16 protein-coding genes are annotated in these 15,342 nt (G+C 60.7%); 12 read left to right on the forward strand and 4 right to left on the reverse strand.

Translation table 11 applies throughout. The features are described 5' to 3' along the window. The first annotated feature begins 23 nt into the window (after window positions 1-23). The 6 genes from ACR0DO_RS08000 (at window position 24) to ACR0DO_RS08025 (ending at window position 5,854) form a co-directional block, all read left to right on the forward strand. Window positions 24-1,010 carry a branched-chain amino acid ABC transporter permease gene (locus ACR0DO_RS08000; protein WP_480557737.1) on the forward strand — a complete coding sequence of 329 codons (987 nt, stop codon included), beginning with the start codon at window positions 24-26 and terminating at the stop codon, window positions 1,008-1,010. Between the two features lie 3 nt (window positions 1,011-1,013). Further along, a complete protein-coding gene (locus ACR0DO_RS08005) occupies window positions 1,014-1,271 on the forward strand; it encodes a hypothetical protein (protein WP_170444568.1) in 258 nt (85 codons plus the stop codon). A gap of 3 nt (window positions 1,272-1,274) precedes the next feature. Further along, complete coding sequence (locus ACR0DO_RS08010) at window positions 1,275-2,351, forward strand: branched-chain amino acid ABC transporter permease (protein WP_480557739.1); 1,077 nt, start codon at window positions 1,275-1,277, stop codon at window positions 2,349-2,351. A gap of 74 nt (window positions 2,352-2,425) precedes the next feature. Then, entirely contained in the window at window positions 2,426-3,709 is a 1,284-nt protein-coding gene (locus tag ACR0DO_RS08015; protein ID WP_480557741.1) for an ABC transporter substrate-binding protein, read from the forward strand. 71 nt (window positions 3,710-3,780) lie between these two features. Beyond that, entirely contained in the window at window positions 3,781-4,614 is an 834-nt protein-coding gene (locus ACR0DO_RS08020; RefSeq protein WP_170444559.1) for an ABC transporter ATP-binding protein, read from the forward strand. Between the two features lie 13 nt (window positions 4,615-4,627). Continuing rightward, window positions 4,628-5,854 carry a phenylacetate--CoA ligase family protein gene (locus tag ACR0DO_RS08025; RefSeq protein WP_480557743.1) on the forward strand — a complete coding sequence of 409 codons (1,227 nt, stop codon included), beginning with the start codon at window positions 4,628-4,630 and terminating at the stop codon, window positions 5,852-5,854. A gap of 67 nt (window positions 5,855-5,921) precedes the next feature. On the opposite strand, the gene ACR0DO_RS08030 is transcribed toward ACR0DO_RS08025, so the two are convergent. Beyond that, window positions 5,922-6,386: a hypothetical protein gene (locus tag ACR0DO_RS08030; protein WP_480557745.1), complete on the reverse strand. Its 465-nt coding sequence runs from the start codon at window positions 6,384-6,386 to the stop codon at window positions 5,922-5,924. Between the two features lie 185 nt (window positions 6,387-6,571). Between ACR0DO_RS08030 and ACR0DO_RS08035 the strand changes: the two genes are divergently transcribed. Further along, window positions 6,572-8,236, forward strand: coding sequence for an ABC transporter permease (locus ACR0DO_RS08035; RefSeq protein WP_480557747.1), 1,665 nt, complete (start codon window positions 6,572-6,574; stop codon window positions 8,234-8,236). 76 nt (window positions 8,237-8,312) lie between these two features. Next, window positions 8,313-8,663 (forward strand): DUF2794 domain-containing protein, encoded by a 351-nt coding sequence (locus ACR0DO_RS08040; RefSeq protein WP_170444551.1) that lies wholly within the window; start codon window positions 8,313-8,315, stop codon window positions 8,661-8,663. Here ACR0DO_RS08040 and ACR0DO_RS08045 read toward each other — a convergent pair. The 3 genes from ACR0DO_RS08045 to ACR0DO_RS08055 all read right to left on the reverse strand — a co-directional run bounded on the left by ACR0DO_RS08045 (window position 8,660) and on the right by ACR0DO_RS08055 (window position 11,229). Beyond that, window positions 8,660-9,397, reverse strand: coding sequence for a C40 family peptidase (locus ACR0DO_RS08045; RefSeq protein WP_480557749.1), 738 nt, complete (start codon window positions 9,395-9,397; stop codon window positions 8,660-8,662). The genes ACR0DO_RS08040 and ACR0DO_RS08045 overlap by 4 nt on opposite strands. Continuing rightward, entirely contained in the window at window positions 9,394-10,776 is a 1,383-nt protein-coding gene (locus ACR0DO_RS08050) for a leucyl aminopeptidase family protein (RefSeq protein WP_480557751.1), read from the reverse strand. The genes ACR0DO_RS08045 and ACR0DO_RS08050 overlap by 4 nt, the downstream gene beginning before the upstream one ends. A 63-nt stretch (window positions 10,777-10,839) precedes the next feature. Beyond that, window positions 10,840-11,229, reverse strand: coding sequence for a hypothetical protein (locus ACR0DO_RS08055; protein ID WP_421597780.1), 390 nt, complete (start codon window positions 11,227-11,229; stop codon window positions 10,840-10,842). A 146-nt stretch (window positions 11,230-11,375) separates the two neighbouring features. On the opposite strand from ACR0DO_RS08055, the gene ACR0DO_RS08060 reads away from it, so the two are divergent. From ACR0DO_RS08060 to ACR0DO_RS08075, 4 genes are all read left to right on the forward strand, one after another. After that, window positions 11,376-12,026, forward strand: a complete 651-nt coding sequence (locus ACR0DO_RS08060) for a carbonic anhydrase (protein WP_170444539.1) — start codon at window positions 11,376-11,378, stop codon at window positions 12,024-12,026. Window positions 12,027-12,131: 105 nt separating this feature from the next. Beyond that, entirely contained in the window at window positions 12,132-12,668 is a 537-nt protein-coding gene (locus ACR0DO_RS08065; protein ID WP_480557753.1) for an SRPBCC family protein, read from the forward strand. Window positions 12,669-12,798: 130 nt separating this feature from the next. Then, on the forward strand, window positions 12,799-13,935 hold the full coding sequence (locus ACR0DO_RS08070; protein ID WP_480557755.1) for a LacI family DNA-binding transcriptional regulator: 1,137 nt from the start codon (window positions 12,799-12,801) through the stop codon (window positions 13,933-13,935). 17 nt (window positions 13,936-13,952) lie between these two features. Beyond that, a complete protein-coding gene (locus ACR0DO_RS08075) occupies window positions 13,953-15,308 on the forward strand; it encodes an ABC transporter substrate-binding protein (protein ID WP_480557757.1) in 1,356 nt (451 codons plus the stop codon). Window positions 15,309-15,342: the final 34 nt, after the last annotated feature.

Raw genomic sequence — 15,342 nt, forward strand, 5'->3', positions numbered from 1 at the left:
GACAGACATGGGGAGAGGCGCAAATGCCTGAACAACTCGTATTCGCGATGGAGGTCATCCTCAACGGTCTGATGGCCGGGGTTCTCTATGCGCTGGTCGCGCTGGGCTTTGTGCTGATCTACAAGGCCTCGGGGATTTTCAATTATGCCCAAGGCGTTATGGCCCTGTTTGCGGCGATGACGCTGGTCGGGATCATGAGCGGTCAGGTGCCGTTTGCGCATCTGATCAACGCCACCTTCGGTACGCATATCCACTATTTCGGCTGGAATGTGCCGGCGCTGCTGGCGATCATCCTGACCATGGGCGTGATGGTGCTGCTGGCCTGGGCGGTGCAGCGGTTCGTCATGCGGCATCTGGTCGGGCAGGAGCCGATCATTCTGTTCATGGCCACCATCGGTCTGGCCTATTTCCTTGAAGGCGTGGCCGACCTGATGTGGGGGTCCGAGATCAAGACGCTGGATGTGGGTCTGCCGCAGGGCATCAACCTGTGGATCGACGAGACGACCTTTAACATCTTCGGCTACGGCTTCTTCATCGACAATCTGGACATCGTGGCGACGGTGATCGCGGCGCTGCTGGTGGCGGCATTGGTCGCGTTCAGCCAGTACACCAAGCAGGGCCGGGCGATGCGCGCGGTGGCGGATGACCACCAAGCGGCGCTGTCGGTGGGCATTTCGCTGAACTTTATCTGGATCATGGTCTGGTCGGTGGCAGGCTTTGTCGCGCTGGTTGCTGGCATCATGTGGGGCACCAAGTCGGGCGTGCAGTTTTCGCTTTCGCTGATCGCGCTCAAGGCGCTGCCGGTGTTGATGCTGGGCGGGTTCACCTCGATCCCCGGCGCCATCGTCGGCGGGTTGATCATCGGCGTCGGTGAGAAACTGTTCGAGTTCGCCATCGGCCCGCTGGTGGGTGGCGCGACCGAGAACTGGTTCGCCTATGTGCTGGCCTTGATCTTTCTGGTGTTCCGGCCGCAGGGTCTGTTCGGTGAGAAAATCATCGAGAGGGTATAGGGCATGACCAAATTCATCGCCATCATCAACGTGATCGCATGGGCCGGGTTCTGGGCCTTTGGATACATCGCGCTCACCTCGGACGATCTGACCGACGGCCAACTGACCATCGCCGCAATTCTGGCCTTTGCCGGACTAATCATGGGCGTTCTGGCCTATCTGAAACTGGTGCGCGCCTCCGAGGCGAGCGGATATGCCAAAGGGTCCAACCAACTGGACTCTGAAGCCCGCAACAAAGCGCAGGAAGAATGGGGAAAGTAAGACATGTTCTATCGTGAGGCCGGGGACTTCAAAACCTCGTACATTGATGACAGCCAGACCTTCCCGATCAAGTTCGACCGGTATCGGTACTATGTCGTGCTGGTGGTGGCGTTTGGGATCGTTCCGTTCCTGATCAACGACTACGTCGCCAATGCGCTGCTGCTGCCGTTCCTGATCTACGCGATTGCGGCGATCGGGCTGAATATTCTGGTGGGCTATTGCGGTCAGGTCTCGCTGGGCACCGGAGGGTTCATGGCCGTGGGGGCTTATGCCTGCTACAAGCTGATGACCGCCTTTCCGGATGTGTCCATGTTCATCCACGTCATTCTGGCCGGAGGCATCACGGCCATCGTCGGCGTGCTGTTCGGCCTGCCATCCCTGCGGATCAAGGGGTTCTATCTGGCGGTGGCGACGCTGGCGGCGCAGTTCTTCCTGGTGTGGCTGTTCAACCGGGTGCCGTGGTTCTACAATTACTCGGCCTCTGGTCAGATCAACGCGCCCGAGCGTGACGTGTTCGGCATCATCATCACCGGGCCGAATGCTCCGGCCTGGGCGACCTATCTGTTCTGCCTGATCTTCCTGACCCTGTGCGCCCTGATTGCGCGGAACCTGACGCGCGGCACCACCGGGCGTACCTGGATGGCGATCCGCGACATGGATATCGCCGCCGAGATCATCGGGGTGAATCCCCTGAAGGCGAAACTGACCGCCTTTGCCGTCAGCTCGTTCTTTGTGGGCATCGCGGGCGCACTGTTCTTTGCGGTTTATCTGGGCGCGGTCGAGGTCGGTGAGGCCTTTGGCATCCAGAAATCGTTCCTGGTGCTGTTCATGATCATTATTGGCGGGTTGGGCTCGATCTTCGGTTCCTTCGCGGGGGCGGCGTTCCTGGTGCTGCTGCCGGTGGGGCTGAAAGTGGTCGGCGCCAACTGGCTGGGCTGGCCCACGGATATCGTGGCGCATCTGCAGCTGGTGATTGTCGGCGGGCTGATCATCCTGTTCCTGATCCTTGAACCGCATGGCCTGGCGCAGCTGTGGCGCGTGGCGAAAGAAAAACTCAGACTCTGGCCGTTCCCGCACTAAGGGGCAGGCCCAATCAGAAAACGGGTGCAAAAGCCCGACCCCAACATCGGACCAACCAAGGGAGGAGACACCCGATGAAATTGAAACTGGCAACCGCGGCGCTTGGCGCCCTGATGGCCGCAGGGCCGGCTCTGGCGGATCTGGTGATCCCCGATCTGAGCTATCGCACCGGACCGTTCGCGGCAGGCGGCATTCCGTTCTCGGATGGGTATAACGACTATTTCACAATGCTCAATGAGCGGGACGGCGGTATCGGCGGCGTTCCCATTCGGATGGTCGAATGTGAAACCGGATACACCACCGAAAAGGGCGTTGAATGCTACGAGGCCACAAAGAACGAAGGCTCGCTGGTCTATCAACCGCTGTCGACAGGTATTACGTATCAGCTGATACCCAAAGTGACCGCTGACCAGATTCCTTTGCACACGATGGGGTATGGCAGAACTTCAGCCGCAAATGGCAAGGTCTTTGAATGGGTCTTTAATTATCCCGCAAATTACTGGAACGGCGCCTCGGGTGCGATCAATCACCTGCTGGAAGTCAATGACGGCGACCTGACCGGCAAAAAAGTGGCGTTGGTCTATCACAATTCGGCCTACGGGAAAGAGCCCATTCGGACGCTTGAGGAGCTTTCCAAAAAGCACGGCTATGAACTGGCGCTGTTGCCGGTGGATTCGCCCGGGCAGGAACAAAAATCCCAGTGGCTGCAAATCCGCCGTGACCGTCCCGATTATGTCATTCTGTGGGGCTGGGGCGTGATGAACCAGGTCGCCATTCAGGAGGCTGCGAACATCCGTTTTCCGATGGAAAACATGATGGGCATCTGGTGGTCCGGCGCGGAACCGGACGTCATCCCCTCTGGCGAGGCATCCAACGGGTACAAGGCGTTGGCATTTACCGCGACAGGTGATGATTTTCCCGTATTCGATGACATAAAGAAATATGTTCACGACGCGGGAAAAGCAGCCGGCGCTGGCGACAAGGTCGGTACTGTTCAGTATAACCGTGCGGTCTATGCGGCCATGTTGGCGGCTGAAGCTATCCGGACTGCTCAGGAAATTCATGGTGTTGCGGATATCACCCCACCAATGATGCGGGATGGGATGGAAGCGCTCAGCATTACCGAGGAAAGAATGGCCGAACTTGGGATGAGCGGTTTTGGCCCGACATTCGATGTTTCCTGTGAAAACCATGGTGGCCCCGGTTTGGTCGGTGTCACGCAATGGGATGCATCGGCCCAGTCGTGGAACGTTATCTCTGAGTTCAAACCGACCGATGGTGACGTGATCGGTGCGCTGATCGACGAGGACTCCGGGGCCTATGCTGCGGAAAACAAGATCGAACCGCGCTGCAATTAAGGCGCTTTGATACACCGGGGCGGCGGTGAACTGCCGCCCCGAACCCCACACTCGCACAAGGACACGCGCAGATGCTGGATACGGCACAAACCACGGACGTTGCGGCAGACACTCTGCTTGAGGTCAACAATATCGAGGTGATCTACAACCACGTCATCCTGGTTCTGAAGGGTGTCAGCCTGACCGTGCCCAAAGGGGGCATCACCGCTCTGCTCGGCGGCAACGGGGCGGGCAAGACGACAACGCTCAAGGCGGTGTCGAACCTGCTGCATTCGGAACGCGGCGAGGTCACCAAAGGGTCGATCAAATACCGCGGCACCAGTGTGCATGAAAGCGATCCGGCCGATCTGGTGGAAAAGGGCGTCATCCAGGTGATGGAAGGCCGCCACTGCTTCGAACACCTGACGGTCGAGGAAAACCTGCTGACCGGCGCCTATACCCGCAAGGACGGCAAGGCCGCGATCCAACAGGATCTTGATCTGGTCTATACCTATTTCCCCCGCCTCAAGGAGCGCCGCCGGTCTCAGGCGGGCTATACCTCGGGCGGTGAACAGCAGATGGTTGCGATGGGCCGGGCCCTGATGTCGCGCCCCGAGACGATTCTGCTGGATGAGCCCTCGATGGGTCTGGCGCCGCAGCTGGTCGAAGAGATTTTCGGCATCGTCAAAGACCTGAATGAAAAAGAGGGCGTGTCCTTCCTGCTGGCCGAACAGAACACCAATGTGGCGCTGCGATTTGCCCATTACGGGTATATTCTGGAATCAGGCCGCGTGGTGATGGATGGCCCGGCGGCTGAGCTGCGCGAAAACCCGGACGTGAAGGAATTCTATCTCGGCATGTCGGATGAGGGGCGCAAAAGCTTCCGTGACGTGCGCTCGTATCGCCGCCGCAAGAGGTGGCTGTAAGCGGATGGAGGATATGGTCATGACGAAGTACTACGACGCGCTCGAAACCCGCTCAGCCGACCAGCGTGCCTCCGATCAGGCGCAGGCCCTGCGTGTTCAGCTTCAGCGGGCGCTGTCCGCACCGGGGTTCGAGGCACATCTGGCCGGTGTGAACACCGACGCTGTCGCCTCGGTGGACGATCTGGTGAAACTGCCGGTTTTGCGCAAAGCCGATCTGGCGCAGGCGCAGGCGGCGCGGCCCCCGTTCGGCGGCTTTACCGTCAAACCGGCGCGGCATTTCCACCATGTGTTTCAATCCCCCGGCCCGATCTATGAGCCCGGCAGCACCGACCCGGATTGGTGGCGCATGGGGCGGTTTCTTCACGCGGCAGGCGTGGGTCCGGGCGATATTGTCCACAACTGCTTTGGCTACCACCTGACCCCTGCCGGTATGATCTTTGAAAGCGGTGCGCGGGCCGTTGGGGCCGCCGTGCTGCCCGCCGGCACCGGCCAGACCGAGCTGCAGGTGACCGCCGCGCGCGACGTGGGCTGCACCGCCTATGCCGGTACCCCGGATTACCTGAAGGTCATTCTGGACAAGGCGGATGAGATGGGCGTGGCGCTGGGCTTCAACGCGGCCGTAGTTGGCGGTGGTGCGCTGTTCCCGTCCTTGCGTCAGGAATATGCCGACCGGGGCATCGCGTGCCTGCAATGCTATGCCACTGCCGATCTGGGCAATATCGCCTATGAAAGCCCCGCGATGGAGGGGATGATCATCGACGAGCATGTCATTGTCGAAATCGTCACACCCGGCACCGGAATCCCCGTGGCCGAGGGTGAAGTGGGTGAGGTCGTGGTGACTTCGCTGAACCCCGACTATCCGCTGATCCGGTTTGCCACAGGCGATCTTTCGGCGATCATGCCGGGCCAATCCCCCTGTGGCCGCACAAATCTGCGGATCAAGGGTTGGATGGGGCGGGCCGATCAGACCACCAAGATCAAGGGCATGTTCGTGCGCCCCGAACAAGTGGCCGCGCTGGTCGACAAGCATGACGAGATCGTCAAGGCCCGCGTCATCGCCGCCCGCCAGGGTGAGATGGACACCATGACCGTTCAGATCGAAAGCCCCCGCGACGACGACGTGGCCTATGCCAAATCTGTCATCGAAGTCCTGAAGCTGAAAGGCGCGATCGAGGTGGTGGCCCCCGGATCGCTGCCCAAGGACGGTTTGGTGATCGAGGATCAGCGCGTTTACGAATGAAAAATCCGAGGGCGGCGTATCTTGCGCCGCTCGCCAACGTTAAATGCTTCGTTTTTGACGCCAGTGATCAATTGCGATTCAAGACGCTGGTCACATGAACCGGAATACCATCATCTTGCAGCACGACACCTGAATACAGGCTGTAAGCCAAAAACGAGTGGGTTGGGTGCATACTCCATTGAAGCTCGCCCTTCGGGATCAATCCGCCAATAATCACCCCTTCGCCGTCGTAGTCGTATAACCTCATAACAACATTGGGCTGAGCAACCGGATCTAGCACGCGGAACCCGCTTGCTGCCATCCAGCCCATCAGTTTGTCGGGGTTTGACAATCTTTCGGCCACTGAAAGCAGACAAAAATCCAGCTCTTCCAGAAATCTGATTTCCTTCCAATTCAGCGTTGAGTTTTCCAATTCGGTTTTGCCCGTTTCCAGACATTTTGCCGCAAACTCTATATCTTTACTCGTACCCGCATGTGCCGACGAGCATTGGAAGGCAACAAGTGACAAAAAGAGAAGCACTTTGATTTTCATCGAATTCCCAACTCTGAGCCTTTGAATGAGTTGGAGCTGATCCCAATGATCGCGGCAAGTCTGGAATTCCTACGAACGCCCAAGCCACGGTTTGATCTTCTTGAGGCCCGGTGGCTGTTTATTGGTGCTGGAAATTCCGACAAATTTAGTCGAAAAGGCAATCTAACACCAAGCAAAGAACCCGCATGGCCGAAATCGAATTGTCAGAACATGGAACGCGCCATCGGGGCGTGTTTGGTACCCGGCTGGTCGGCACGGTGGCCTGTCTGGTGGCGGCCGCCTGCCTGTTGCCGATGGTGGCGGTTGTTCTGGCGGCGGTGACGGGCGGGACGGACACGATCTCGCATCTGCTGGACACGGTTCTGCCGCGCTATGCGCTGACAACAGTGATCCTGGTGGTTCTGGTGGCAGCGGGCACCTTTTCCATCGGGGTGGGCGCGGCGTGGCTGGTGACGATGTGTCGTTTTCCCGGCGTGCGCTTCCTTGAGATCGCGCTGGTCCTGCCTCTGGCCTTCCCGGCCTATGTTCTGGCCTATGCCTATACCTTCATTCTGGATCATCCCGGCATCGTCCAGACCACCCTGCGCGAGGTAACAGGCTGGGGGCCGCGCGACTATTGGTTCCCCGAGATTCGTTCAACCGAGGGCGCGGCGGTGATGCTGATCCTCGTGCTGTATCCTTATGTCTATCTGCTGGCCCGCGCGGCGTTCCTGCAGCAAAGCGCCACCGCTTTTCTGGCCGCCCGCGCGCTGGGCAAAAGCCCGTGGCTGGCCTTCTGGCATGTCTCGCTGCCGATGGCACGACCGGCCATTGCGGGCGGTGTTCTGCTGGCGATCATGGAGACCATCGCCGATTTCGGCACGGTGGCCTATTTCGGTGTGCAGACCTTTGCCACCGGTATCTATACCAGCTGGTTCTCGATCGGAGACCGCGCCGCCGCCGCGCAGCTGGCTCTGTGCCTGCTGGGGTTCGCGCTGGTCATGGCGATGGCCGAGCGGATACAGCGGGGCCGGGCGAAATATTATCAGGCGGGCAAAAGCCATGCCTCCTTGCCTTCTGCGCAGTTGAAGGGCTGGCAATCCGTGGCGGCGTTCACGCTGTGCGCTGTTCCGGTCTTTCTGGGCTTTTTGCTCCCGGTTTTCATCCTGATCCAGATGGGCCTGCAGTCGGAACAGAACCTGCTGTCGCGGCGCTATATCGGGTTCATCCAGAACTCACTGACGCTGGCAGGCACGGCGGCGGTGGTCACGGTGTTTGCGGCGATCTGCGTGGGGTTCTTTCAACGGCTGCGCCCTGGCAGGGGATCGGCCACCGCAGGTTATCTGGCGCGGCTGGGATATGCGGTGCCGGGCGGGGTGATCGCGGTGGGACTGATGGTGCCCTTCGCCAGCTTTGACAACGCGCTGGATGCGTGGATGCGGCAGACCTTCGATATCTCGACCGGGCTGTTGGTGACGGGGTCGATCTGGTTGCTGATCGCGGCCTATATGGTGCGTTTTCTGGCTGCCGCGCTCAGCGCCTATGAAGGCGGCCAGAGCACGGTTCACGCCAATATGGACGCGGCCGCGCGATCATTGGGGCAGACGCCGCTGGGCACGCTGCGCCGGGTGCATCTGCCTATTCTGACACCATCACTTCTGACCGCGCTTCTGATCGTCTTTGTCGATGTGATGAAAGAGCTTCCCGCCACCCTGATCATGCGCCCGTTCAACTTTGACACATTGGCGGTACAGGCCTATCGGCTGGCCTCGGATGAGCGGCTCGAAGGGGCGGCCGTACCTTCGCTGGTGATCCTTGCGGTGGGGCTATTGCCGGTGATTCTGATTTGTCGTCAGGTCGGGCGGCGCTAGGTCACAATCGACCAAAAAACCACACCTTGTCGTGCTCGGGCTTGATTCAAACGCGTTTTCCGGCAAGGCTGAGGGTATGAACATGCAGCCTCCCAGCCGGTTTTCTGCTAACTCGGCACAGATGCCCGTCGCGTTTAACCGGCACGAGATGTCCCATATCCTGTCCGTCTATGGTCGGATGGTCGCCGCCGGGGAAATGCGCGATTACGGTATTTCGAACCTGCGGGATATGGCGGTTTTCTCTATCTTTCGCCGTACGGCCGAGCATCCGATCTACCGGGTCGAGAAACATCCGCGTCTGCGGCAAAGGCAGGGGATGTACTCGGTGATTGGCATGGATGGCCGCATCCTGAAACGCGGCCATGACCTGCGCACCGTGCTGCGGGTGCTGGAGCGCAAGCTGATCCGCTCGGTCGATCTTGATTAAAACCTTTTGTGGGATGTAACAGGCCCGTCGCCCTGATCCAGAATGCGCGCGATTGCCTGATCCATCGGCTCGAATGTTACATCCATGTGATAGGCATTGGCGTGCAGCAGCATGTTGTCGTCATAGACCCAGGCGACATGGCCTTTCCAGAACAGCAGATCACCGTGTTTCGGATCCGTCCCTGCGGGCAGGGCCTGGCCCAGCTCCCGTTCCTGGTCACGGCTGTCGCCAGGGCAGGGGATGCCGCAAGCCAAAAGCCCGGCCTGCACCAGACCCGAGCAATCCAGCCCGAACCGGCTGTTGCCGCCCCACAGATAGGGCGTGCCCAGAAACAGCTCGGCCACGGCAACCGGATCGGTCAGATGGGTGGCCGTTAGCTTGGCATGGACGGCGGGGATGAAACCCAGTTCCGTTTCCAGAAACCGGCCCTGTTCCGACAAGACCTGAACCTTGCTGCCGAAGCTCAGCGAGACCCGGTCAGGGCTTTTCATATCCGGCTCTGCATAGGCATGGGTCGCGGGGGCGGTGATCCAATGTGTATCGGGAACCGCTGCCCCCAACTGCTCCGAGGCGACCCAGCCAGAGTAGCCGTCCTTGTCAGCGATGATCCGGCTCCAGCCGCCTTGGGTTTCTATCACGGCGACCGTGTCACCGAACAACACCTGCCGGTCCCGCGGGCCATCGGGGTGGCGCCGCAGGTCGACCACGGGGTTTATGATGCGCTGTTTGGTCATAGGTCCAGTATCTCGGGCAGGGCGGTCAGCAGTGCGCGCGGGCCTTGTCCCAGTCCGCCTTTGCAGCGGCCCGGCGCTTTGCTGGCTTGCCAGGAATAGATGTCGAAATGCATATAGCGGCTGTCGCCCACAAACCGGCGCAGGAACAGCGCGGCGGTGATTGATCCCGCGAACCCGCCCGAGGGCGCGTTGTCCAGATCGGCAATGCCCGGTTCGATCATCGCCTCATAGGGTTCGTGGAACGGCATCCGCCAGACCGGGTCGGCGGCCTGTTGTCCGGCCCGCGCCAAGGCATCGGCAGCGCTGTCATCATCGGTGTAAAACGGCGCCAGATCGCCGCCAACGGCCACCCGCGCTGCGCCGGTCAGCGTGGCCATCGAGATCACCAGATCGGGCGTTCCCTCATCCGCAAGCGTCAGCGCATCGGCCAGCACCAGCCGTCCCTCGGCATCGGTGTTGTTGATCTCGACGGTCAGACCCTTGCGCGAGGTCAGGATGTCACCGGGCCGAAAGGCGTTTCCGGCGACCGAGTTCTCAACCGCCGGGATCAGCACGCGCAGCTGAACCGGCAGTTTCAGCGCCATGATCATCCGCGCCAGACCCAGCACATTGGCCGATCCGCCCATGTCCTTTTTCATCAGCGCCATCGAGTTGCCGGGCTTCAGGTTCAGCCCCCCGGTATCGAAACACACGCCTTTGCCGACCAAAGTCAGCTTGGGGCCGGAACTGCCCCAGTTCATCTCGATCAGGCGTGGTTCCTGCGCGGCGGCGCGGCCAACCGCGTGGATCATCGGAAAGTTCTGATCCAGCAAGGCCTGCCCCTTGATCACGTTGCAGGAGGCGCCGAATTCCTGTGCCAGCGCCTCGGTGGCGGCTTGCAACTGGTCGGGGCCCATATCTTCGGTAGGCGTGTTGACCAGATCGCGGGTCAGGGCCTCGGCCTGAGCCAGAACCTCGATCCGCGCCGCGTCAATTCCTTCCGGGGCAACCAGACGGGCCTTGGCCCCGGATTGCGCGGCATAACGATCAAACGCATAGCCGGTCAGAAGCCAGCCCAGACATTCGGTTGCCAGCGCATCCGCAGGCACGCCCGACGTGATGTGATAGGTGCCTTCGGGCAGGGATTCGGCGGCGGCGGCCAGCGGAAACCGCTTGCGCGTGCGGCCTGCGCCTGTGCCATAGCCTGCCACGGCAAATTGCGGCGTTCCGTCCGGGCCGGGGATCAGGGCGACCTGCCCCAGCGCGCCGGTAAAGCCGCTGGCCTGCACCCAGTTCGACACGTGATCCGGTTGGCCGGCAAGCCAGTCGTCCAGATCGGGTTGCGCGATGACGTGCAGCGGCAGCGAAGGGTCAGAGGGTGAAGCAAAGGACAGGGTCATGGAAATCTCGGCTGGTTCGGTTTGCGCCCAGCCTATCCGCCCACGGCCCGTCCGCAAGCCCCGTCAGACGGAAAGATCCTGCTGGTCCCAGATCACGGTCAGCGATTTTTCTCCGACCCGGATCAGCCGTGACAGGGTGGCACCGGTGGCCACCGCATCGCCCGTATCCACGGTTTGCGCCACATCCCCGGCAACCCGCGCCAGCGCGACCATGCCGATCTGATCGGCAATCGCCACCAGCGACCGCGCGCATTTGCGCAGTCCCGCCCAGTCGCGCTGCCGCCAGAACCGTTCACAGTTCGACAGGCGTACGGCCAGTTCCTCGACCGTGCGGCACAGTACATCCAGCGCGTTCTTGTCGCCCAATTGCCGGTACAGCCCGCTCAGCTGGTCCAGGTCCAGCCGGACGGTTTCCTTGTGTTCAAGCGTGAGTATCTTTTCCACCACGTTCACCCCAATTCTCTATGCCCCCACGGCATGGATCGACTTTGATCGCGAATTCCTTTGCAAAACCTTGCGTCCGCGCAGGATAATTGCTCGAATTTTCTGCGAATTCGGGGTAGAGCAGCCCTTGGGAACTCGAAAAAATGGACAGAAGAATGGACTTAGCAAAACCTCTGCCGGGCTATTTGGTCAAACGGTATCACGGCTGGAAAGCCACCACCTACTCTGAAAATCAGGTCTGGTTCCGCCGCCTTGCAAACGAGGGGCAGCGCCCGCGTGCGATGGTGATATCGTGTTGCGACAGCCGTGTGCATGTGACCTCGATGTTCGGGGCGGATCAGGGCGATTTCTTCATCCACCGCAACATCGCCAACCTGGTGCCGCCTTACGCGCCCGACGGTGATCACCACGGCACCAGTGCGGCGATCGAATACGCCGTGACTGCGCTGAAGGTGGCGCATCTGATCGTGCTGGGCCATTCGCAATGCGGTGGGGTTCAGGGCTGCATCGACATGTGCAAAGGTCAGGCCCCGCAACTGGAAGCCAAGGACAGCTTTGTCGGACGCTGGATGGATATCCTGAAGCCGAAATACGAGCTGGTCGCCGATATCGAAGACAGCGTCGATCAGGCGCGGCAGTTCGAACGGCAGGCCGTTGTCGCCTCGCTCGAAAACCTGATGACCTTCCCGTTCGTGTCCTCGGCGGTGCAGGACGGCTCGCTCAGCCTGCATGGGCTGTGGACCGATATCGGTGAGGGCGGGCTGCAATGTTATGACCCGCAGGACAAGAAATTCGTGATCGTCTGACCCGTCGGAACAGTCCGTAGTTTTGACAGGCGCGGGATCAGGTCTCTGATTCCGCGCTATTTTTTGCTATAGTCGCCGTATCCGGGTTTGGATCGGAGACGTTTCATGCGATTCATCAAACGCATTCTTCTGGCTCTGCTTGTGCTTGTTTTGCTGCTGATCGGGGTTTCCTACCTGTTGCCCGGTCGGGCCGAAGTGGCGCGCAGCATTGTCATCGACGCCCCGCCCACTGCCATCTTTCCCTATGTGAACTCGATGCAGGAGACCGAGAAATGGTCACCCTGGCTGGAGCGTGATCCCGCGACGCAACTGACCTATAGCGGCCCCGAGGCCGGGGTGGGCAACACCCTGAACTGGAGCTCGGAGCATCCGCAGGTCGGGACCGGATCGCAGGAGATCATTGAAAGCATCCCCGATCAGGCGGTCAGAACGGCGCTGGATTTCGGGTCGATGGGAACCGCCGTTGCGTCGTTTGATCTGGTGCCTCGGGGGGATCAGACGCAGGTGACCTGGGGATTCGTTACAGATCTGGGCCTGAATCCGATGGCGCGGTGGATGGGGCTGATGATGGATGAATGGGTCGGCGGCGACTACGAACGGGGCCTCTCCAACCTGAAAGTGCTGGTCGAAACGCAGAGTTAGCGGACTCCGCCCCTCGGTAAGTCGTGGCGTTGGAATGAAAAATCTTCAAAGGCGCTAAAAAATGACCAGTTTGCATCTTTTTTAACTTTTTCGTTGCCGAAACCGGTTTCGGAGCAAACAAATGAAAAAAATGGCTACGAATCTCTCATATCCATCGCGCACGTCCGCGAATCGCACTTCGGTCTCTGGCCGGGTGAAGCTGGACGAACTGGCGGCGCATCTGGGCCTGTCGAAGAGCACGGTATCGCGGGCGCTGAACGGTTACTCCGATATTTCCGAGGTGACGCGGAACCGGGTTCAGACCGCCGCCCGCAAGCTGGGGTACCGCCCGCTGAGCCATGCGCAGGCAATCCGGACCGGGCAGGTGCGCGCCATTGCGATGGTGCTGAACAGCGACGAGCCCGATCAGCACAACCCGTTCCTTCAGGATTTTCTGGCTGGAGCCTGCGAGGCTGCCAGTAATCTGGACTGGACGATGACGATTTCCACGGCAACCTCGGAACGTGACACGCTGAAAGTGCTCAGCCGTCTGTTCGAGGAACGCAAGGCGGACGGTTTCATCCTGCCGCGAACGATGGTCAAGGATGCCCGCGCCGGGCTTTTGCGCAATCTCGAAGTGCCGCATATCCTCTATGGTCGCACTGGGTACGGGCAGCCGAACACGCGCGAGGAGACCTCGTGGTTCGACATCGCGGGTGAAACCGCCATGCGCAAGGCGGTGCTGCGGCTGGCTGGGTTCGGGCATACGCGCATCGGCTATGTCGGCAGTGATCCCAAGTTCAACTACAGCCACCTGCGCCGCGACGGATACACCGAAGGTTTGCACGAGGCGGGCCTGCTGCTTGATCCCGATCTGATCCGCGAGGGCGCCCGGACGCGCGAAGACGGTGCCGCGCAGGCGATGGTGCTTATGCAGCAGGATCTGCCGCCCACCGCGATTGTTTTTGCCACCGATCTGGCCGCGTTGGGGTTCTGCGCAGCCGCGCAAGATCTGGGGTTTGAGATTGGCCGCGACGTGTCGGTCATCGGCTATGACGGTATTCCTGAATGCCGCTACGCGCGCCCGGCGCTGACCACGTTCGCCGTCGATTCCCGCATGGCAGGGCAGCGGCTGGCAACCCTGCTGATCCGCCAGATCCGGGGCGAGGACCCCGCGACCCTGCGTGAACTGACCGAAGCGACTCTGGTCGAAGGGGGATCGGACGGGCCGCCGCATCTGACGCCGACGGAGCTGGCGGTGAAACGCACGCAAATCAACAAAGAATGACCGGGAGGAGACCACAAATGAAACTGACACCCAAAGCCGCAAGGCTGATGCTTGGATCGTCGCTGGCCCTGGCGCTGACTGCGCTGTCCGTGCAGGCCGACACGATCCGGTTCTGGACCACCGAGGAACAGCCTGAGCGTCTGGCCAAACAGCAGGAGATGGCCGATCAGTTCAAGGCCGAAAGCGGCACAACGGTCGAGGTGATCCCCGTCACCGAAAGCGATCTGGGCACCCGTGCCACCGCGGCCTTTGCCGCTGGTGACCTGCCCGACGTGGTCTATCACACGCTGCAATACGCGCTGCCCTGGGCCGAAGCGGGGATTCTGGACACCGAAGCCGCCACCGAAGTGATCGAGGAACTGGGCGCCGATACCTTTGCCCCCGGCGCGCTGGCGATGGCCGCGTTCAACGATGAAACCGCGTCCGTGCCTGTGGATGGCTGGACCCAGATGGTGGTTTACCGCAAGGACCTGTTCGACGAGGCTGGTCTGGACGCGCCCGACAGCTTTGCCGACATTCAGGCCGCGCTCGAGGCGCTGCATAACCCGCCCGAGATGTACGGCTTTGTTTCGGCCACAAAGGTTGACGAAAACTTCATGAGCCAGGTGCTGGAACATGTCTTCCTCGCCAATGGTGTAAGCCCGGTTGGCCCCGACGGGTTCCATCCGCTGGACGAAGCCAAAACCACCGAAGTTCTGGATTTCTACAAGGCGATCTCCAAGGCATCGCCTCCGGGTGAGCTGTACTGGAAGCAATCGCGCGAGCTGTATTTTGACGGCAAGGCCGCGATGATCATCTGGTCACCTTTCATTCTGGACGAACTGGCCGGTCTGCGCGACAGCGCCCCGCCGACCATCACCGACGACCCGACCTCGCGCGATCTGGCGGGCAAGACCGGCATCGTGACCAAACTGTCCGGCCCGTCGAACCCCGATGGCGCGGCCTGGGGTGACGTGCGTTACTTTGGCATCACCAACGATGCCGATACCGATGCGGCGATGGAGTTTGTGAAATACGCCATGGATCAGGGCTATACCCAGACGCTGGCCATCGCGCCCGAGGGTAAATTCCCGGTTCGTCGCGGCAATGCCGACAACCCGACCGCTTTTGCCGAAGCCTGGGCCGAGCTGCCTGTGGGCGTGGACCGAAAGGCGCCGCTGGGTGAGCTTTACGAACAGGCGATGATCGACGAGATCGTCGGCGGTCTGGACGTGGCTCAGCGCTGGGGTGTGGCCGAGGGGCAGCTGTCGCTGGCCTCGAAGATGATCAATTCTCAGGCCATCAACCGGATCGTGCGTCAGTATATCGATGACGAGATTGACGCCGCCGCCGCCGTTGCGGCCATGAACGAAGAGCTGGCCAAGGTTCAGTAGTCCACCAGCATCAGCAGCGGCGTCCACGCCGCTG

This window comes from Ruegeria sp. AM9, assembly GCF_056540565.1.

Bases quoted from the DNA above. Each gene is read 5' to 3' on its own strand.
- ACR0DO_RS08000 (WP_480557737.1), top strand. From the start codon at position 24: ATGCCTGAACAACTCGTATTCGCGATGGAGGTCATCCTCAACGGTCTG.
- ACR0DO_RS08005 (WP_170444568.1), top strand. From the start codon at position 1,014: ATGACCAAATTCATCGCCATCATCAACGTGATCGCATGGGCCGGGTTC.
- ACR0DO_RS08010 (WP_480557739.1), top strand. From the start codon at position 1,275: ATGTTCTATCGTGAGGCCGGGGACTTCAAAACCTCGTACATTGATGAC.
- ACR0DO_RS08015 (WP_480557741.1), top strand. From the start codon at position 2,426: ATGAAATTGAAACTGGCAACCGCGGCGCTTGGCGCCCTGATGGCCGCA.
- ACR0DO_RS08020 (WP_170444559.1), top strand. From the start codon at position 3,781: ATGCTGGATACGGCACAAACCACGGACGTTGCGGCAGACACTCTGCTT.
- ACR0DO_RS08025 (WP_480557743.1), top strand. From the start codon at position 4,628: ATGGTCATGACGAAGTACTACGACGCGCTCGAAACCCGCTCAGCCGAC.
- ACR0DO_RS08030 (WP_480557745.1), bottom strand. From the start codon at position 6,386: ATGAAAATCAAAGTGCTTCTCTTTTTGTCACTTGTTGCCTTCCAATGC.
- ACR0DO_RS08035 (WP_480557747.1), top strand. From the start codon at position 6,572: ATGGCCGAAATCGAATTGTCAGAACATGGAACGCGCCATCGGGGCGTG.
- ACR0DO_RS08040 (WP_170444551.1), top strand. From the start codon at position 8,313: ATGAACATGCAGCCTCCCAGCCGGTTTTCTGCTAACTCGGCACAGATG.
- ACR0DO_RS08045 (WP_480557749.1), bottom strand. From the start codon at position 9,397: ATGACCAAACAGCGCATCATAAACCCCGTGGTCGACCTGCGGCGCCAC.
- ACR0DO_RS08050 (WP_480557751.1), bottom strand. From the start codon at position 10,776: ATGACCCTGTCCTTTGCTTCACCCTCTGACCCTTCGCTGCCGCTGCAC.
- ACR0DO_RS08060 (WP_170444539.1), top strand. From the start codon at position 11,376: ATGGACTTAGCAAAACCTCTGCCGGGCTATTTGGTCAAACGGTATCAC.
- ACR0DO_RS08065 (WP_480557753.1), top strand. From the start codon at position 12,132: ATGCGATTCATCAAACGCATTCTTCTGGCTCTGCTTGTGCTTGTTTTG.
- ACR0DO_RS08070 (WP_480557755.1), top strand. From the start codon at position 12,799: ATGGCTACGAATCTCTCATATCCATCGCGCACGTCCGCGAATCGCACT.
- ACR0DO_RS08075 (WP_480557757.1), top strand. From the start codon at position 13,953: ATGAAACTGACACCCAAAGCCGCAAGGCTGATGCTTGGATCGTCGCTG.